9 protein-coding genes and 2 pseudogenes are annotated in these 21,933 nt (G+C 32.6%); 3 read left to right on the top strand and 8 right to left on the bottom strand.

What is annotated here, in order from left to right:
- Positions 1–194: 194 nt before the first annotated feature.
- Positions 195–1,151: an alpha/beta hydrolase gene (locus tag ACXKY9_RS14475; protein ID WP_000857943.1), complete on the top strand. Its 957-nt coding sequence runs from the start codon at positions 195–197 to the stop codon at positions 1,149–1,151.
- A 111-nt stretch (positions 1,152–1,262) separates the two neighbouring features.
- On the opposite strand, the gene ACXKY9_RS14470 is transcribed toward ACXKY9_RS14475, so the two are convergent.
- The 3 genes and pseudogenes from ACXKY9_RS14470 to ACXKY9_RS14460 form a co-directional block, all read right to left on the bottom strand.
- Entirely contained in the window at positions 1,263–2,717 is a 1,455-nt protein-coding gene (locus ACXKY9_RS14470) for a pyridoxal phosphate-dependent decarboxylase family protein (RefSeq protein WP_000162820.1), read from the bottom strand.
- Positions 2,718–2,772: 55 nt separating this feature from the next.
- Positions 2,773–6,603 (bottom strand): annotated as a pseudogene (locus ACXKY9_RS14465) (non-ribosomal peptide synthetase); the annotation flags it as partial.
- Between the two features lie 51 nt (positions 6,604–6,654).
- Positions 6,655–9,726 (bottom strand): Tn3 family transposase, encoded by a 3,072-nt coding sequence (locus ACXKY9_RS14460; protein WP_001025593.1) that lies wholly within the window; start codon positions 9,724–9,726, stop codon positions 6,655–6,657.
- A gap of 250 nt (positions 9,727–9,976) precedes the next feature.
- Between ACXKY9_RS14460 and ACXKY9_RS14455 the strand changes: the two genes are divergently transcribed.
- Positions 9,977–10,600, top strand: coding sequence for a recombinase family protein (locus tag ACXKY9_RS14455; protein WP_001224533.1), 624 nt, complete (start codon positions 9,977–9,979; stop codon positions 10,598–10,600).
- A 251-nt stretch (positions 10,601–10,851) separates the two neighbouring features.
- On the opposite strand, the gene istB is transcribed toward ACXKY9_RS14455, so the two are convergent.
- Complete coding sequence (gene istB, locus ACXKY9_RS14450; protein ID WP_000798699.1) at positions 10,852–11,604, bottom strand: IS21-like element IS232 family helper ATPase IstB; 753 nt, start codon at positions 11,602–11,604, stop codon at positions 10,852–10,854.
- Positions 11,594–12,889 (bottom strand): IS21-like element IS232 family transposase, encoded by a 1,296-nt coding sequence (gene istA / locus ACXKY9_RS14445; protein ID WP_000275580.1) that lies wholly within the window; start codon positions 12,887–12,889, stop codon positions 11,594–11,596. The genes istB and istA overlap by 11 nt, the downstream gene beginning before the upstream one ends.
- 545 nt (positions 12,890–13,434) lie before the next feature.
- Here istA and ACXKY9_RS14440 point away from each other — a divergent pair.
- Positions 13,435–13,686, top strand: a complete 252-nt coding sequence (locus tag ACXKY9_RS14440; RefSeq protein ID WP_002133690.1) for a hypothetical protein — start codon at positions 13,435–13,437, stop codon at positions 13,684–13,686.
- A 310-nt stretch (positions 13,687–13,996) separates the two neighbouring features.
- On the opposite strand, the pseudogene ACXKY9_RS14435 reads toward ACXKY9_RS14440, so the two are convergent.
- From ACXKY9_RS14435 to pulA, 3 genes and pseudogenes are all read right to left on the bottom strand, one after another.
- Positions 13,997–17,227 (bottom strand): annotated as a pseudogene (locus tag ACXKY9_RS14435) (non-ribosomal peptide synthetase); the annotation flags it as partial.
- Between the two features lie 32 nt (positions 17,228–17,259).
- A complete protein-coding gene (locus ACXKY9_RS14430; protein ID WP_001290955.1) occupies positions 17,260–18,237 on the bottom strand; it encodes a SagB/ThcOx family dehydrogenase in 978 nt (325 codons plus the stop codon).
- Positions 18,238–19,108: 871 nt separating this feature from the next.
- Entirely contained in the window at positions 19,109–21,667 is a 2,559-nt protein-coding gene (gene pulA / locus ACXKY9_RS14425; protein ID WP_001167499.1) for a type I pullulanase, read from the bottom strand.
- Positions 21,668–21,933: the final 266 nt, after the last annotated feature.

Here is a 21,933-nt window from a genome sequence, read left to right as displayed (position 1 = left end):
ACTTTGCTCTTAAATCCACTACTTGTATTATTGATTGCATGAAACTCCTTCTTGAGAAAGGTTTTAATTTCCGAATATTCTGTTGACCGTTATAACATATCCAATTTACAATTTAATTGTGGTGTTCTTTCACAATTAAACTACTTAGAATACACTTCATTTATTTGAAAACAATTACAAATAGAGGTGCTAAAATGAAAACTAGAGTAAATCCAGAATTATTACAAGGATTAGAGATGTTTCCGGATCTCGATTTACGCCCAGAAAATTTGCAATCAATCAGAGAAGGAATAGCTCAAATGAGACCACCTACCGTTGTTGATGACTCTCTTTCTTTAACAGATAAAGTCATTGTTGGGCCTGATGATAATCCGTTACCATTACGAATTTATCGTCCAAAATCAAATCATGAATCTTTACCTGTCTTATTATGGATACATGGTGGAGGTTATATCTTAGGGTCTATAGATGATAACGATGATACTTGTATGAGGTTTGCAAAAGAAGCTAGCTGTGTGGTCGTGTCTGTAGACTACCGCTTAGCACCTGAACACCCTTACCCAGCACCAATTGAGGATTGTTATTCAGCTTTAAAATGGATTGCTGATAATGCAAAGTCATTAAACATTGATTCGAATCGAATTGGGGTTGCAGGAGTAAGCGCTGGCGGTGGACTAACAGCAGCATTATCATTATTAGCACGAGATCGAAAATATCCTTCAATTTGTTTACAAATGCCACTATATCCAATGATTGATGACAGAAATGATACACCTTCAGCGAATGAAATTAAAGAGGGATTTGTTTGGAACCAAAAGGCAAATGAAGCTGGCTGGAAAATGTATTTAGGAGAAATGTATGGAACGGATCAAATCCCTGCCTATGCAGCACCTTCTCGAGCTGAGGATTATAGTGACTTACCGTATACTTACACATTTGTTGGTCAATTAGATCCATTCCGCAGCGAAACATTAACCTATGTAAGCAAACTAGCACAAGCTGGTGTTGATGTGGAGTTTCATTTATATCCAAATGCCTATCACTGGTTTGAAGGGTTAAATCCAAATGCCGATGTATCTATTTATGCTGTGAACGAAATAGTACAAGCAATAAAGACTGGTTTCAAACGAGTATCCAAGGTTGAGGCTTAATCCCATTACAAGAGAAACACTTATAAATAGTATATATGTATTTATCATTTAAATATAATAGCCGATTCTAAATAAGAATCGGCTATTAATATGTAAAATCCGCCTAATATATCAAGGTTGAGAAACAGATATAAGATGTTTAGGCGATGTGTTTATTTCCTCTGCTAATGCTTTTATGTTCATCATGATTTGAAGTATTTCTTCTTTTGTTGTTCTTGGGTTAATAGAGCAAAGTCGAATTACTACTTTTTCTTTTAATTTAGTCGTACTTAGCATAGCAAATCCTCTTTGATTAATTTCTTCCACCAATTTTTTGTTTATTTCATGAATTGTATCTGTAGATGTTAGCTCACATGGAATATAACGAAAAGTAACAATTCCTAATTGGGCAGGTGTTACTACTTCCCAATCTTTTTCTTTCCTTAAAAACTCTTCAACTTGTTCAGCTAGCATAATGCCATGATCAATTGCCTCACGAAAAGCTGTAACTCCGAATGCTTTAAAAGAAAGCCATACCTTTAATGCTCTAAATCTACGAGAAAGTTCAATTCCACGCTCCCCAAAATTCACTTTTTCTTCTATATTAGTTTCTGTATCCTTAATATACTCTGGGATCATACGGAATGTTTCACTTAAATATTGGCTATTTCGAATAAGTACACAACCAACATCATAAGGCTGAAAAAGCCATTTATGCGGGTCTAACGTTAAAGAATCGGCACGATGAATTCCACTTAATAACTCCCTTCCTTTTTCACTGAGAATTGCTGCAGCCCCATAAGCCCCATCCACGTGTAGCCATATATCTTCATCACCACATACATCAGCCAATTCATCGAGGGAGTCCACCGCTCCGCAATTCGTTGTCCCTGCATTAGCAATAACACAGAATGGTTTTTTCCCTTTTAATCGATCTTCTTTTATTTGTTTTCTTAAAGTACTAACTGAAATTTTTAAGTCTTCATCTGTCTCAATTCGGCAAATTTGATGCTGTTTAAAACCTAATACTTTAAGTGCTCGATCTACAGAAAAATGAGTTTGGTTAGAAAAATAAACAATCGCATTTTCTATGTCATTATTCAGCTTGACCTGTCTCGCTACAGTAAGTGCAGTCAAATTAGCCATGGAACCACCACTGACAAATAGTCCTTCAGCTGAATCAGGGAATCCTAGCATTGATTTTAACCAGTTAATTGTCGTTAATTCAATTTGTTCGGCACCTGCACCTACTATCCAAGCTGTAGGAAATACATTAAACCCACTTGCTAAAAAATCTGCTAATACACCAACATAATTATTAGGACCTGGCACAAAAGCCATAAAATGAGGATGATCCACATGAGTAATTTGATTAAACACATTGTTATTAAGAAAATGAAGTAATTCTTTTGGATTAGATCCGTTTTCCGGAATCGTTTCAATTAGCTTGTCTCTAAAAATATTACTATCAATCGTTTCTGAAACTGGTTTACTTTTTAAATGATTCATATGATCAACAATCAAGTCAACCGCTTGATATCCTAACTGACGCATTTCTTCGGCTGATAACTGTAATTTTTTTGTCATTTGATTTACTCCTATTCTATTTAAAAAGGCGAGTTCTTGCTCGCCTTTTCATTTTTTATAATTTGTAATCACAAATTGTTTGTATTGGATTTTGAAGAATCGTGTTGATTAACCCATGGATGTGATTTAATATTTCCTGTATTTTCTCTGCTTCATATACCGTTTGATCATATCCAAACTTTATTGTAAGTCTTTCTTCAGGGAAGCACATAATTCCATACTTTACATGTGGCTCATCAACAACTTCGTAATCCGTGATAGCAAAATGTCTGTTTTCATTTGAAGAAAAGATTGCTGGATTAGTTGGATAGTTTTCAAAAACCCAAAGATGGTCAGTCAACTCAGTTTTTAATTCACTTTGCTTTTGTATATCAACAAATGAATAGTATGCATACTCATTACATTTCAATGTCTCTAGTTGTACCTTTTGCAGGAAGTCCACAAAAGATTGCGTTTCTGTCCATGCTAATCGGATAGGCAAAACATTTGTGAACAGACCGAACATATTTTCAATTCCTTCTACTTCGGGAGGTCTGACTGATACTAGATTAGGCAATACTACTTCTCTCGTTCCGTTGAATTTGCCAAGCAATATTCCCCATACAGCTAGTAATGCCGTATTCATAGTTATATTATTTTTAGTTACAAATGTCTGTAACTGATCAGTCAAATCCTTGTCTAATGTTAAATCCATAAAAGTGAAGTTTAACCCTTCACTTTTAGATGGGACTTTCTTTTTAGGAATACTAATTTTCTGATTGTATCCTGATAAATAATCTCGCCAAAAATGACGTGCTTTCTCATGATCTTGTGCCAAAGTCCAATCTATAAATGTTTCAAAAGGTTTTACCATGGGTAACCCCGCCGTAGTTCCGGCATTTGTAGTTTCGTAGAGCTGGAATAATTCGTCTATCAAAATGCTGACGCTCCAACCATCACATAATAGATGATGGGAACTCCAAATTACTTTATGCTCGTTATTACCTAGTTGGAATATACAGAGACGTGTCATAAGTTCATCATTTTTAAATCCTCGACTTAAATTTTCATTCATCCACTGTTTTAGGAATTCTTGCTGTTCTTGTTTCGTCATCTCAATCAAGTTTTTTATTTCTGAATTTATTTGAACATCATATAGAACAGCTTGCCAAGGTTTTGCTTGTTCATCTTGCACAATTATTGTTCTTAAAGAATCATGACGATCAACTAATTGTTGGAAACACTGAATAAAGAGTTTAATATCCAGCTCCCCCTCAAGTGCCCAAATTGTTTGTTCAAAATATGCATTTGTATCAGGTTCATTCGTAGCATGCTCATAAATAACTTCCTGGAAAGGTGCTAACGGGTAAATACGTTCTATTTTTATATCCGGCATTTTTTCTTGTATTTTGTTAAGTGTATGTTGATTAAGTTGTTTATCTTTAACATTTAGTAATGTAGCTTTATTATCGTTCATTATGTTTACATCATTTGTTTGTGAACTTGAAAACTGGTCTAGCTTTTTAACAAATTGAACCATGTCCCTTAATATAGGAAATGAAAATATATTTTTTGGTTCAAGCTCGAATCCTTGTCGATACAGTCTGACGGACACTTGAATCGCTTTTATCGAATCTCCACCTAAGGCGAAGAAATGATCATTTACTCCAACTTGATCTATTTTGAGTACTTCTTGCCAAATACTAGTTAATATTTTTTCCATTTCAGTTTTTGGGGCAATAAATACTTTATTTTTTTGTTTCTCCGGAGTAGGGAGCGCTTTTCTATCTAATTTCCCGTTTGGAGTCAGGGGTAATTGGTCCAAATAAACAAAATAAGAAGGAATCATATAATCTGGCAAGTGATCTCGCAAATGCTTTCGTAGTTCTGTTGTACTAATATTTTGCTCAGTTACCACATATGCAACTAAAAATTTTATTCCGTTCTCATCTGTTTGATCAATTACGACAGCATGTTCGACTTGTTTATAAGTTAGAAGACAATGAGAGATTTCTTCTAACTCTACTCGATATCCCTGAATTTTCACTTGGTAATCTTGGCGGCCTAAAAATTCAATATATCCCTCAGAATGCATTTTTCCACAATCTCCTGTTTTATATATAAGACCAAAATCAGGATGTGACACAAACGCTTCATTTGTTTTCTTTTTATCATTTACATATCCTTTAGCAAGGCCCACTCCCCCGATATATAAATCTCCAATTACACCAACAGGGCACATTTTCTTTTCATAGTTCAACACATAATACGTTTGGTTTGCCAAGGGCATCCCGTATGGAATACTATTCCAATGTGATGCCACCTGTTTGATCGGATAATAAATTGACCAAATCGATGCTTCTGTTGCCCCTCCTAGTGAGACTACTTCTGCAATCGGAAAATGTCGTTTTATTTTTTCTGGTAAAGAAAGCGGAATCCAATCTCCACTATGTAAAACTAAACGTAAAGAAGGATATTCAAAATGAGAACCTACTTGCTCCAATGCCAAATCCATGATTGCAGGCACTGTATTCCAAATTGTAATCCCTCTACGTTCGACAGTGCGGATTAATTCTTGCATGTCTCTCGGATCACGAATCATTACTAACATTGCACCTGTGCTTAAAGCTCCGAAAATATCGTATACAGATAGGTCAAAACACATGGAAGAGATACCAATAATACGATCATCTTCATTCACCTCATATTTTTGATTTATGTCTTGAATAGTATTTGTAACCGCTTGGTAAGTAATAATTACTCCTTTTGGTTTTCCTGTACTTCCTGAAGTGTATATAATATAGGCAATATCTTCTGGACCAGCAATAGCGGGCATATCTTCTGTTGTATAAAATGACAAATGATTTTCTTCATAAAGACTAGGTTCTAATAAAAGCTTGCATGAGCTATTTTTTAAAATATATGTTTGGCGATCTAAAGGATGATCGGGATCAATCGGAACATAAGCGGCACCTGATTTTAAAATACCTAACATATTAACAATTGTGTCAACTCGCCTTTTTGCTAAAAGACCCACTTTGTCACCTAGACCAATACCTTGCTCTTTTAAGAAGTGGGCAATTTGATTAGAACGTTTATGAAGTTCCGAGTATGTTAACCATTCTTGTTCAAATACCACTGCTACTTCATCCGGCGTACGTTTTACTTGGTCTGTAAATAATTGATACAGAGTAGTTGAAGGTATTTTTTCTGTTGTTTCATTGTATTGCTTAATTAGAGTTTGATCCGATTCTTTCATATGCAAAGATGTTATATCGCTTTGTTTCACCAATTGTTCCAATAAGTCAACAAATTGGGAAAACATTGCTTCTATTACATCAACATCAAACAACTCTTCAACATAGTTCCAGCTAATTAATAACTCTCCATTTTTTTCAATTACTACATTATCCAAATACACTTGTGGAGTCCGAGCATGAATATAGCGAAGAGAACCAAGTTGTTCCCAAGAGAAAGCACCTGCACCTGCTAACATCGAGGTGAAAACGATTGGCATAACTGCTTTTGGCGTCATCTGATGATATCGAGTAAAATCTCGAATAAAGTTAACTCCATCGTAATGACGATGTTCAAGGCCATCTAATAAAGTAGCTTGCGTTTCTTTTACTCTAGTAAAGAAAGTTTGCTCTGGTTTTACATCAACATCCAATAAAATAAGTGATGTGAAATCTCCAACAATCTGTTCTACTTCATCATGAACAGGATAACGGTTAAATACAGTCAAGTTAATTGCTAATCGACGTTGATTACTCCAATATGCCAACACATCACCATATATTGTACAAAGTAGAGCGGAAGGCGTTACCTCTTTCTCTTGTGCTAACTTTCGTAGCTTTGTCCATTTTTTATTATCCAGGATTTTTGTAAGTGATTGGAATTTAGGAGTAGGGTGTTTTTGCCCATCCCCCCGAAAAGGGGGAATAAGGACAACAATACTTTATTCTTCCAAGGAGTCTTCTCGTGTTAAGCTGGTGAGAATATCATCTTTATTGATACTCTCAAGAATTTCCTCTATATTTACTACTGTTGGGGATTTACTAAATTCATAACGACCATAAAAATTAATATGTTGCCATGCAATTGGTGAAATATACTGTAACATTTTCATCTCAAACCCTGTATCTTTGGATTTTATTAATAAATTCGATAATATACTCGCATTGTAATAAACAACACAGTTGCTGAGCAGCCTACTACATTCATTCCAGATGTGCTGATCTTGTTCAGTCTTGAAACGAAGTTTCCCAAAGTTTGCATAGGATACTGATCGACGTAATTTATGATAGCTTTCTCCACGATTTAGTGATTTTTGAACATTTTGACGTAACGATAATGAATCAATATATTCTAAAAAATATAGGCTTTTAATGATGTTATCATACTCCCATAGTGCCCGCTTGGTTTGATTTTTCCGTGCATAAGAACTTAATTTTCGAACAATAACATTTTGAGTCGTCGTCTTTAAAGCAAGAGATACCATAATTCGTTTTATATTGTCCCATTCTTTTACAATGAGATCTGTATTAATTTTACGCACAGGTTTAATCAGCAATTCTTCATAATGGCTTGGATGTTGAAAACCATATAAATTTCGAGATATCGTTGCTTGAATATCTTTATATCTAGGTGCAAATTGGTAACCAAACAAATCTAAAATAGCAAAATTAACTTCATTCGTTCCATGTGTATCTGTAGAATGGATAGTAGGTTTTATATTGGTTGTATTATTGTATAAAATATCAAATACATAATGGCTTTCATGCTCATTTGCACCAATAATTCTTGCTTGAATTGGAATGTGGTTAGCCACCATTGTATACGAAGTGATTCCTTTATTCATTCCAAAATATTTAGAAGAATGACGAGACTGTAGTGTATGAATCTGTGTTTCGTATTTTTGGCCATCACTACTTGAATGGATGAAATCATCAATGTTAAAATACGGGAAAATAGGAAGCTTACTTGTGGCATTACTGATACAATCATTTACATCTTTTAATGTTTCTAATCGAATAAAATTAGCTGATGTAGTAGCTAATTTTGAAAAATCTATATCAGAGACTTCTCCCATTCTATATAACCCCATATTTGTTCCCCAAGCTATTAAACATGGAATGAGAGTATAATCCTTTGCTTTTTGATTGGCATAGCGTCCCAGAATATGTTCAAAGTTATCTAGAAAATTGCATTGCTGATTTACAAAATACAGGATACTCCTCATATCAACTTGTGGTAATACATCGAAAAAAGAATGATTAATAAGAGATGAAGATCGAGTATATGGAAGTGTCCAAGAATGATGATTTTTATGTTTTTTCACTTGAACATATTTGTTTTTTCCAGAAGTAATCCTTTTATTAATAGAGATGATACGAGCTTCCAATTTGTTTTCAAGTTCTTTTAAATGTTGTTCGATGGGCTGTTGTAGCTTAGTTAAATTGAAATCTTGAATCATACTCTCTTTATGTACCCACGTATCTTCATCGACTAAATCATCTTCAAAACTTCTATACTGTATGCTATCTCTACAAAAAACATCTCCTGATTGTAAGCGGTACCATAAAGAATGATAAATTAAAAATTCATATCGATCTATTAGTAAACGTTTTGAATGCGCATCATCTTTCGTGTAAAGGTAACGTTTGGCCCCATTTTGTATAAAGGTTTGTGGAATATTTTCGATATCATATTTAAGTAAAGCTTTTCGTTTCATAAAAACTTCTTTTAAAAAATGTATTGCATCCATAAGAGGATCTTCAATATCTGTTGTAACAAAATCAATCGTCATAAAAATAGGACGAATTTGTCTCTTGAATTGTAAAGCTAATGTATCAATACGTTCCCAACGGAACGCTTTTTCATCTATCTTCGAAGTATTCAGGATTTGATTTGCTAGCTCAGTTAATTTAGGACGGTCTAGGATAGAAAATACACGTCTTTGTATGTCTTTAAATACTGTATGTTCGGAAATGTTTTCATCTATTATAACTTGTAAAATATTTCCGACTTTCTTGAAATCTTCCTGGTTTTCTGTGTAATAGTTATATACTTGATCTTTTGCAAAGGATAAAATATCATCGTTGTATTTTCTCATTTTATAAATAAAACTATTGATCAAATTATCATTCATTCTTTGGTATCGATGAAAAATAAAGCACAATAAATAAAGATTTACAAGGGATTCATTAAACCTTTTTAATTTATATACGGAATAATATTCTACTAAAGAAGCGTAATATTTAATACTTTCATTAGAAATTTTTAGTTGTGGCAAAATTGAATTGGCCAGTTGAAAAAGAGGATACATTTCTTTCCCATATTCAATTTCCCGTTTAATTTCATTCATACTAAAGTCTTTAGGTTCATGTTTGATTCGAGTAATCTTATATAAACCAGAAGGATTATATAATAATTCTTTTAAATGCTGTTTATCCGCCTCGGATAGCTGTTTTTGTATAACCCTTATAAGGCGGTTTTGTTCATATGTAATAGCATTTCCTATAACCTCTTGTATAAAGCTATAACCAGGAATAATAATTCGTTTAGTAGTTAAATAATTTATAAGTTCGCGAAAAATAAAAATCGGTTTCCCACTTATAGCTGCAGCTCTACGAGCTTGTTCTTTTAAATCTAGTCGAGATTGTGAATCACAAAGATAATAATTAAAGCGCTTAAGAATAAGTTGTTGTTGATTTAGCCTAGTTTTTTTATCAATAGATCCAAAATCTGAGAAGTCAGCATTATTGAAATGAACTTTAAGAATATATTGAATATCTTCTTCCACTTCACATAGGTTAAATTGAAAAAATAAGTGCTTTGACTTAAAGTATCCAAGTTGAAGAATAAAATAAATCTTAGATTTTATTGAACGTAAAGTATATAACAATTCAGTTTCCATTTGAGAAAGAGAAAAATATTGTACGCGCTCTTTAGTTGTAAAAAGAGGTCTACTATAAAGTTGATTTATTTCATCTGTAGTTAAAATAGTTAATCTTTTTTGAATATTCATATTTAATCGTTTTCTACATCTCCTTATGAATTATAATTATAATAGATTACACCGTGTCAAAAAGTATACTTTTTGACACGGTGAGTTTGAGTAGTTTTTAATGTTTCACAATTATAACATAATTATTTTTGAAATATGTCATGAGAGTTGTATAGAATTTGACATTAAAATATAATAATTATATCTTATAACCAACAAATTTTTATAAATATAGATTGTGTGTGATTTGAAATGGGGGAAGGAATACATAATGAGGAAATTCTTTTATATTAGAGTAAGTAGTAAAGATCAATCTATCGAGAGACAACTCGCAACCGCAGCAGAGATAAGTATTCCTGAAGAATACATCTTTATAGAAAGAGCAAGTGGAAAAGATTTTAAACGTCCTGAATATCAACTTATGAAACGTATGTTGAGAAACGGCGATGTTTTATATATTCAATCCTTAGATCGCTTGGGAAGAAATAAACAAATGATTTTAGATGAATGGCAAGAATTAATTAAAGAAAAAAAGATTGATATCGTTGTGTTAGATATGCCACTTCTTAACACTATGAAATATAAAGATTTAAATGGAATTGAAACTCTTATTTCAGATTTAATTTTACAGTTATTAAGCTATATGGCTGAAGATGAAAGAAAAAGAATCCGCGAACGACAAAAAGAAGGAATTACAATTGCACTTCAAAAAGGAGTTAAATTTGGCCGCAAAAAAGTTGAAATTGATGATAATTTTAAAGAAGCTTATCAAGAATGGAAAAATCATAAAATTACTGCAGTAGAAGCAATGCAAAGAGTAGGCATGAAGAGTAATACATTTTATAGAAGAGTTAAAGAATATGAACATAATTTGGAAGAAAAGAAGCTCTCTTAAATAGAAAAGCTTCTTTTTACATACTACCCTATTTCAAGAGAAATTATTAAAAGTCAAATAAATCCCCTTTAAATAATTTGATTTTTCGTTATTTTTTGTCAGTTATGTGTTATAATGATAATGTACATGTAAAATGGTTTGAAATATTAGTATAGACTCATTCAGGAAAAGCGCGTTCTACAATAGAACGTGCTTTTGTGTAAATGTCAAGATAAACATGTACATTTTCGCTTGTTTAAGCATGTACAAAATCAATCATTTTCTTTGCTAAAATGATCTTTAATTCGATAGGATTGTCCTACAATACTGACCACCGTGGCATGATGTAAGACACGATCTAGTATGGCATTGGCGAGTTTAGGGTCCTGGAATACTTCGTCCCAAGACTTGAAGTTGATATTGGTCGTTAGGATGGTACTACGCTTTTCATAACGCATATCGATTAATTGAAAGAATAATTTTGCATCCTCCGGATCAATAGGCAAGTACCCAATTTCATCAATAATAAGTAATTTGTATTTTGTATAGTGCTTTAAACGAGATTCTAGGCGATTCTCAATCTTGGCACGTTTTAAATTTTGAAGTAAATCATGACATTTAATAAAATAAGTACTTGTTCGCTTTTTAGCTGCTGCTATACCAATAGACGTGGCCAAATGGGTCTTACCAACACCACTAGGTCCTAAAAATACTATGTTTTCTTGTTGCTCTAAGAAACGTAGAGAAATAAAATCTAAGATTTGTTGTTTATTAATACTCGGCTGGAATTCGAAATCAAACTCATCAACCTCCTTTCTATGAGGAAATGCGCCCATTTTCACCATAGAATGAATCATATTTTGTTCTCGTACATCAATCTCATAGTTTGTCAGTTTAACAAGTGTCTCTACGAAGGATAATTCATTATTAATGCTAAAATCGACTACGTCACCTAAATGTTGTGCCATTTGTTTTAATTTTAAATACTCTAGGTTTGTTGTTAATTGTTGATAGCTATTCTTCATTTCTATATACCTCACCAATTACTGATAAATTTTGTTTCGCCAAATTGTCAATGTTCGGATATTTAGGTAGTGACTTAGCCAATGCTTTTTTATAATGTTCTTCTTTATAATTGAGCTTAGATTGGCTGATTTTATGTTGTACAATTAACTTCATGTTATGATAAACATATATTTGATTATCATATACTTGTAAACCGACGGTTTTACCTTGATATTCAGCTGGAACTGAGTATTGATTCGATTTGTAAGATATCATGCCTGATGTATTAACTTTTACAAGTTTATGCTTAATCATATAGGAATCTCTTATCGCGCTCTTCGGGAGTGGTTGTAGGAGATTCTTTTCCTGTTTTAGGGCAAACACTGGAATCTTACCAGTCCCTTGATGAAATGTTTGATTAATTCTTGCACATAATTTTTGCACAAATTCATGTAATTCTTCAAAAGTGAATCTTCCTTGATAAGCATGAATTTCGTCTAGAAGTTTCATTGGCGCTTCTACTTTCCCTTTGGTATTTGGTCGCCCTGCGATACAAGGTTGTACCTTAAATCCAAAATCTTGAGCGAATTGGGCAAACTTATTGTTAATCGTTCCTGTAAAGTGTTCTGTTCGAGCTTCATCCATTACCGTCTTCATATTATCCGTGACAATTACCTTCGGTACACCACCAAACATTTCAAATGCCTCTGTCATAAATGACATTAAAACACTTTGTGATTTTGAAATATTCAAATGAAAAACTTTAAATCTCGAGTAGGACAATAAAAGTACAGCTACATTCACATATACGATTTCGCCACTTTTGGTTTCAAATCGTATGCTTTCTTTCCAATCTAATTGAGCTTGTTCTCCTGGAGGTGTCTCATAACGGACACCCACTGAATGACCTGATAAAATACGCTTCCCCTCATCAAAATATGTTCTAAATTCAGGCTTTCTATTAATATAAGCACGAAATGCAGACTGTGAACATTTTAAACCGTGATTGTCTGTTAGATACTGCCATAACACTCGTTTGTAGTAGAAGATTTGTTTAGAATCACTAGATAAAAGAGCTGCAATCACTTCATAATATGTATCGATTTTCGATGTTTTATTTTTTGTCCCTTTTGGTGTAAAACCATTCAAATACTTATCTATGGTACGCCGATCCACATTCAATTCTCTGGCTAATTGACTTTTATTTATCTTCATTTTTAAGTTCCCCATTAGTTTTTTAAAATTTGGTAAGTCTGAAAGACTTTTAACCTCAAATTCTGTTTGAATATCTAGCTTAATATACATACTAACCACCTCAGAGTCAGTATGGAGAATCCAATTGAAAATGTACATATTTATTCAAGCGTTAATGTACATATTTAAGTTAGCATTTATACTTTTGTATTATACACCTAAATAATCTTAATAATGAGAATATTAATTATCAATTTTATTAGAAACGCAATGATGTAAAATGACATTAAGCTAAACTTTTCTTTAAATCTTTACCCCTAACAAAGATTTAAAGGTTCTTCTATGTCTTAATATAAAATATAGTAAAGGAAGGAGTTCACTCTAATGAAGATTGAACTCCTTTCTTTATTATGGTTTTTTATATAATTAAAACTATATATTAATTATAACTAATTTACTTATCTAATAACCTATCAACCTATCAATAAATCTTTCATTATATACATAGTAATATAACAAAGCTGACATTCACCCCTTATGTATAGAGGGCATTTTCTACATGTATTTTTAAAATATCCACTCTTCATTTACTATAATAAAAGAGGAAAAAATACATCTTTAAAAAATATATACATATACCTATGCTAAGGAGTGTGATGCCTTTGAAACAGTTTAAAGAAATTTTAGAAAAAGGGGCCATACCTATCGGCCAATCCGATATATTAGGAAAATCGCTGCGGCAATTTGATGAGATACAATATGAAAATGAAACATATCTTATTATTTGGCATCCCATTTATAAGGAATTTGTCGGTTCTCATGAATCAGGGAATTGGATTTCTCATACCGATTTACATAAAGCTGTTTGGATCAGAAATTTAAAAGAAGCATTTGTTACGAAAAAATAAGAAAAGGTTCTAACAAAAAAGTCAGAACCTTTTCTACATACTTTCTAGGGATTTCGTAAAAACGAAAGTACATATAGTATACCATAAGTACAAAAACATTTATTTGAAAAGATAGTAAACGCCTCTTATTATTGCTCGTTAATCTCCGCTAACGCTTTATTTCATGATTCGGTTCTATTGTCACACAGATCACTGTTACCAAAATATTTACTACAAATTTTTAAAAAAATGTACTGCACAATTGTATTGAATGATATTTTTCAGTCCACGACAGTAACTCTGGCGCTCCATCTACAAAAACATCCTATTTTTTCTTATTCCCCCTTTTCGAGGGGATGGGCAAAAACACCCGAGTAGCAATCTCTGCTGGATCCTTTTTTAACAGCAAAGAAGGTGCAAACGGAAAGTCAGGAAGCTTACTTGTCCAATAATCTTTTGCTGTTTTATATTCTTCGCTTTGTTCCATTTCATCATAGATAAACATATAATCTTGAAAATCAAAAGATAAAGATTCTAATTTTTGATTTGGTTTATAATAATAATGCAACAAATCCTGTCCAACAATGTTCATGCTTGCTCCGTCCATTAATAAAGCATCGTATCGAAAACATAATAAATACGTGTCTTCTTTTAAAAGAAAAGCTTTCAATTCAAACAAAGGCCATTGCCCCAAAGGGAATACATGGTTAGTCATTCGAGAACGCTCTTCTTGTAAGCGAGCATGTTGATTCCTATCATCTAAATCTATGAGACTCACTATTTCAATCTCGTAATCAGGAACGCTTTGTAATATTTGCTGTTTTCCCTCTGGTAAAATTACAGCTCGCAACATTGGATGACGATGAATTACCTTTTGAAAACTTTTTGAAAGACGATTGATATCCAATGCTGTTTCATATTCAAAATATGTTTGAGGTGAAATACCGCTTAATTCAAACTGTGAATTCCGTCCTATCATATACGCTGTCTGAACTTCTGTTAAGGAAAATGGCTTAGACAAATCTTTAACATGAGTTGGTCTACTTTCAAGGTTTTCCTCTTTATGCTCTAACTTTACACAAGAACTCAATTGAGCGATTGTGGGGTGCTTAAAAAAATCTGTTGTACTTATTTTTAAGCAGTCTTTTCTTAATAAATTAATTACCTGAAGTGCTTTAATAGATTCTCCTTTTAATGCAAAAAAATTATCATGAATACCGATTCCCTCAATCTCCATAACTTTTTCCCATGCACGCACTAATTTTTGTTCAATTTCATTGCGCGGAGCAACGTATGGAATTGATACATAATCCGTTTGTGTTATATCCAACAATCTTTTTCTATCCACTTTTCCATTTGGATTCAATGGAATCTCTTCTACCTGAATCATTTTTTCAGGAATCATAAACTCAGGTAATTTATCACTTAAATATTTTCTGATTTCACCAAAAGACACCTTGTTATCCGATACATAGTAGGCAGCTAATAATTTCCTATTTCCATATACTTGATCAACAACGATAGCCTGGTTTATTTCTGGATATTCCCTTAATTGAGTTTCGATTTCTCTTAATTCAATCCGATACCCCCGAATTTTCACTTGATGATCCATTCTACCTAAATATTCAAGTTCTCCATTAGGCAACCAACGAACGAGATCACCTGTATGATACATCATTTCCCCTGCCGCAAAAGGACTCGGTACAAATTTTTCATCTGTCAGTTTATTTTTACCAAGATACCCTCGTGCTACCGCTACGCCAGCAATGCAGAGTTCACCAGGAATTCCAAATGGTTTTAATTGGCCATACTTATTCAATATATAGGAATGATAATTCGGGTTAGGTTTGCCAATCGTAACTTCTTTGGAAGTGCTCAAGTCTTTTACTGTTGCGCAAATGGTTGTTTCTGTGGGACCATAAATATTTAAAATTGTTGCTTCACTGATACAACGAATTTTTTCAACCAAATCAATGGAAAATGATTCTCCTGCTAATAAAATAGATTTTAAATCTTTTAGAAAAATCGCCCCTTCTGGATCACTCAAAATCACTTCCATTCGCGATGGCGTTGATTCCCATAAATCCACCTTATGTTTTTTGACCAAATGAGACAATTCTTTTGTTGCAAACTGGTCCTCTGTAGCAATTACTACTTTTGAACCTTGCGTTAAAGGAAGACATATTTCTAACAAGGAAATATCAAAAGATACACTAGCAAGAAACAAGAATGATTGATTAGCTTTTACTTTTTCTCTCATTACATTTAAAAAATGAACTAGCGATTTTTGTTCTATCATTACCCCTTTTGGATTTCCTGTCGATCCTGATGTGTAAATAACATAAGCTAAATCATTAGGATTATGTTCTCGAACTAAATTACTTTCTTCACCTTGAAAAAGATATTCTTTATCAAGATACAGTACTTCACCTGCAAATTGTGGCAATACTTCCTCTGTTCGCTTACTAAGTAAATATTTTGCTTGACTATCTTGTAACATATATTCAATTCGTTCAGTTGGGTAGTTAGGGTCGATTGGTAAATACGCTGCTCCTGCTTTTAAAATCCCCATCATACCAATAATCATTTCTAATGACCGATCTACCATAACACCAATAATACTTTCTTTTGAAACACCTTTACTTTGAAGAATAGAAGCCAATTGATTCGCTTTCTTATTCAATTCTCTATATGTCAAAGATTGATCATTACAAACAACAGCAATTTGATCTGGAGTTTTTAATACTTGCGCTTCAAACAAATCTTGAAATGATTGAAACAAGTCTATGCCCGTTTGAAAAGTATTCAATCCTTCTAACAACTCTTTTTCTTCTTCTGCAATAATACAAATATCTTTCAATGCCAAATTCGGATTTTGTGAAACTTGCTTTAAAACATAACAATACGAATTGGCAAACTGTTGCAAAGAAGAGAATGAACGGGACTTGCAAGAAATTTGAAATTCAAATTCATTATGTATTTCATTCCATTTTCTTCGTATCCATAGGGCTAAATTATTCTCTGCGTATTCTTCTAGCGAATTTTCATTATGTAATCCTTCCATCCCGATTACAATTTGAAAAGGAGTTAAATTGTGTTTAACTAATAATTCAGAGAGCGGATACTCCTGATTTTCATACCCGAATAAAGTCGTTTGTTCAATCTCATTTACTAATTGTTTAAAGGTGTGATGCGGCTGGATTTCACTTCCTAAAGGAATCAACTTATTAAGATTCTCACTTTGTTCAAGATTCTTTTCAATTATAGGAATACCAATAGTAATTCTTTCTTGATCTGTATAATGTGCCAAACAAACCCTTAAAGCGGCTTGAAACCAGCTAAATAATAATAAATCTTGAGACTTACTTATTTTTTGTATACTTTTACTAAATTCTACATTCACTATGACTTGAACGTATTCACAAGGTGTTTCTTTATTTAGTTGGTAATCGCTATTAAATTTAAATACAGAAAAATCGAGAACCTCGGAAGATAATTGCTCCTTCCAAAACGCTTCTACTTCTTTATTTTCATGAATCGAACTTCGATCTTTAATGTGCATTTTTATCTTTATCCCCCTAATATTCATTTCTTCTACTCGTTAATTTTCAAGCCAACTTCAAGCCCATGGAGAAACACTTGATGACTATCCAAACATAAAAATTGCTGAATATCTTCAAATTTCATATGACCAACTGAACAAACCCCTAAATTTAATGTCTCAGCAACCATATTTAAGGTAGCAGTGATAATGCCTGACTCAATACAAGCAAATAAATATCCATCTGAACCGTATTTCGGGATGGAAGCGTTCGCATTATAAACCAAATAAACTGAGAAGGCAGATTGAGTAAATAAATCCTGATTAATTAACTCATGATCACTTTTGATTACTTGATCAATGTTGTTTACAATCACAAGACTATTTTTTGATGGGTTATAATAATAAAATCCAGCTTTCATATCCTCTATACGTTTTGGTTTTACATAAACAAAGATATCAATGGGATAGAGCCCCCCTGCACTTGCGTAATGATAGTATATTTTTTCTTCCCTAACCTGTTTTAGAGTTGATAAGAATCGGGAAAATTCCGAAAAACTAATATGTTTTTCCATATCAAATTGACGACAAGACCTACGTTCCTTGATTATAGTAGGTAGCTCATTTGTTGTTTCAAGTTGAATTTCGGTCGACCGTGCAGCAACGTGCGTGCGATTTAATTGTTCACTCATATACTTATCTAACTTTTCTTTAGAAAAGCGAATCTGGTTGCTATATGGATTTGAAAAAATCTTTTCTTGTGAAGAAAATACTTCTCTTGGGTGTAATATGTTACTTACTAACACACGATTTTTTATCATGAGCTCTATGTTTTTGTGTGTCTCTTCTACATTTCCTAATGAAAAGCGCTCTACTAGTTCACTGATTTTCACACCTTTTTGAGCCATAAAATAAAAATCAGGAAACCACTCAGACAGAATACCTGTAAATCTCATTTCCCCGATCAAAACTTCATTATGCAACTTCTCCCAATGCTTAATCGGAGACCAGTAATAAATTTTCTCGCTCATATAACCCTCCATAAACGTTTAACTTATTTTTGAAATGCAATTTTCTAATTTACAAAAATTTTTTCGGATTCTGCTCCTTGTCTCATAGTGATTATAAATACATGCACTTTAACGAAACTTGAAAATAATGAAATAACTTTTTCTTCATTAAAATTTTTTATTTCATCATAAAAAATGATTTCTTTTTGGATATTTCACATCCTTTCCCATAGTAATCCTATAAGGTATAAACCATTTATAACATTGAGAATATTCATGTATTTCCAATGTGAAATTATTGTAATGGATTGGAGAGCGGTTGAATATAGTTATTAAATCAAATAATGTTGAGAAAGTTTTATTTATTATATCGATAAAATTTTATGATGTAATTTATTACAAATAGATTAAGAAAAGAGTTTTAAATTTTTCTTAATCAGTTAGTGTGAAAATATCACATACTATTACATACAATCGAGTTACTTACATTTCATATTTAAAATAGAGAAAAGACACCTTGAATGGTGTCTTTTCTCTATTTTAATTCCATATACTTTTTACGCCTTTGTTATTTTTAAACGATTTGTAGGAATTAATACAACTCTAACATCTAGTTCGTTATATGTTCGAATATATAATAAACATTATATAAATTACGAATGTATTTCAGGTAATTTTATAAATAAACTCAAAGATATCTTCTCCTCCTACTGTCACAAAAGAAATAATCTATTGCTTATTTCTTTTATTAAATTGTAATATAATTACAGTATATGAAATTATATTACATTAACTTTAAAAGCGAAGTGAGAATAATCTTCACTTCGCTTTTTTCATTTGCAATCCTTATTAAATTTGCTCAATGCAGTATTTATTTCCACATTCTTCGTTTTTATTTAATCGGTTTCTCTGTTTTTAAGACAAATGAACTTAATGCAGGAACTTTAATTTTATTGTCATGGACAACATAAAGTGGTTTACTTCCCGCCTGCTTGCCGTCTACTAGTACTTTCCAAGGCCCTTTCGATGGAAGTGTTATTTCAACAGCTTCTCTATTTGCATTGTGAGCCACTGTAAAGTATTCATTTTTATTCCCCTCTATTGTATAAGCTACAGTATTTTTCGGAGCATCAATAAATGATACATGTGTTTTTATTTGCTCTGCAGATGTCATTCGAAAAGCTGAGTACTTTTTGCGTAATTCTATTAAACCCTTCATATAATCTACTTCATTATTAAACGTTGCACGGCGCAGCCAATCCATCTGGTTAATTGAATCTGGAGATTTGTAACTATTATAATCACCGTATTTCGTCCGCATAAACTCTTGCCCTGCATGTAAAAATGGAATCCCTTGTGATGTTAATAAAATTGAAGAAGACAATTTGTGCATTTGTTTTCGCATTTCTTCACTGTCACCTGGATTAGTTAACTCAAGTTTATCCCATAATGTATGATTGTCATGTGCTTCCACATAAGTTAATACCTGTTCAGGATCTTGATAGGTAGACGAATTTGTATCATAGTCAATACCTGCTGTAATGCCTTTTTTAATACGATCTTCCATGTTTTGCTTTCCATTTACAAAACCATTTTCCTTTTCCTCAAATACACTACCTTTCAACCCATCACGTATATTATCGTTAAAATGAGCAATCCCTTTCATTTTCTCTGCATTTTTTTGATTTGCTTTCAACTCAGCTGCAAGAGGTGTATTTAAATCCCATCCTTCTCCGTGTAGTATAATAGAAGGGTCAATTTGATTAACAGCTTTACGTATTTCATTCATCGTTTCATAATCATGAATACCCATTAAATCAAAACGGAATCCATCTAAATTGTATTCTTTTGCCCAATATGTTACGGAATCTATCATAAATTTCCTCATCATTTTTCTTTCTGAAGCAGTATCATTTCCTACTCCAGTTCCATTTGCAAATGTTCCATCTTCATTGTAACGATAATAATAACCTGGAACTAACTTATGAAAATTAGATTCAGCAGCATTATACATATGGTTATATACTACATCCATCACTACTCGAAGATTATTATCATGTAGTGTTTGAACCATTTGCTTTAATTCAGTTATTCGAACAGTTGGCTCATAAGGATTTGTAGAATAGGAGCCTTCTGGAACGTTGAAATTTTTAGGATCATATCCCCAGTTATATTGCGGTTCATTTAAAGTCTCTTCATTTACTGAAGCATAATCAAATATCGGTAAAAACTGAACGTGAGTAACACCAAGGTCCTTTATATGATCAAGTCCTGTTTTTACACCTCCTGGCCCTTTTGTTCCTTTTTCTGTTACACCTAAATACTTCCCTTTCTGTTTAATACCACTTTCAGGTTGAATGGAAAGATCGCGTACATGTAACTCATAAATAATAGCATCTTCCGGATTTTTAAATTTTGGCTTTTTGTTTGCTTTCCATTTTTTCGGATTTGTTTCTTCTAAATTAACGACTGCACCTTTATCGCCATTTACAGAAGCAGCACGCACATATGGATCAACCGCTTCAGCCCACTTATCACCAATTTTGACCTTATACGTATAAAAGAGCCCTTTTTGGTTCCCCTTTAGTTCTGCTGTCCAAGTTCCCTTTTCACCTTGTTGCATGTTTATTTCAGCACCTATTTTATCGTTCCAGTTTTTATATGTAACTAACTTCGCTTCGCTTGCAGTAGGAGCCCATAAACGGAACTTTGTATGTTGCGGAGTATATGTATTTCCTAAATCGTTGCCACCATAATAAAATAAATTATCAAATTCTTCGCTACGAATGACTTTACCAATTTCAGTATTCGTATCAGCTAAGTTTTCAATTTTAACTTTGTATGTTTGTTTTAAATCAATTTTCTGTTCCGTAATTATTTTAACCTGATTAGTAATATCTCCACTGTTTGTATCATAAGGAGTAATATTTTTAATTTTAATGCCTTCAATTTCAATTTTCTTTTCCTTAATATGAAACGGGACATTAGTCGTTACAGTAATTTCATTGAAACTATCAATAGTTGCTTTTTGAATTGAGAGATCCGATGAAGGCTTAGAGTTATATACTTTTTCATCACCCGAAAGAATCCATACTTCAGCACGACCGTCCTTTATATTTTCAATCCAACGATCCCCACCATCTTTTTCCCATTCATTTGTTCGAACTATAAATCCTACACGATTATAGTCACCGTCTATTTTTATCTTAGCGTATTTTCCAAATTCATCTTCACCAGTAAATTCATAAGATGTACCATTTGCATTTTCTCCCCATAACCAAAGATTCCAGTCTTTTGTATTTCCAAGCTTTTCTTTGTAATGAATGATAATTTCAGTTGTTTTCGAATTTGAAACTGCCTTCACACTCTGAAAAGAGAAAACAGATGATAACATAATGATTAAAGTAAGTAATAAAACTGTTTTGTTAATTAATCTTTTTGTAATTTGCACCACATACACCCTTTCTTCAAATATTACTAACGATTTATTATGCTTTCACTGAATAAAACTGCTTAAATTTATCTAGAAATCTCTTTAACTTCACCTCCATATTGGCTATTTTCACGTATGTATTTCAATGACCTTTTAATACGAAAGCGTTTGCATTAACGCTTAAAAAAATAGATTTGTTTATGCCTTCATATATTTGTAAATACTAAAAGATCAGGGAAATCATTTTAAAGCAATCGTTTGTTATCGCTTTCATTTTATAGACT

The sequence above is a fragment of the Bacillus sp. 2175 genome (assembly GCF_057812155.1).
This window is presented reverse-complemented; position numbering and strand designations above follow the sequence as displayed.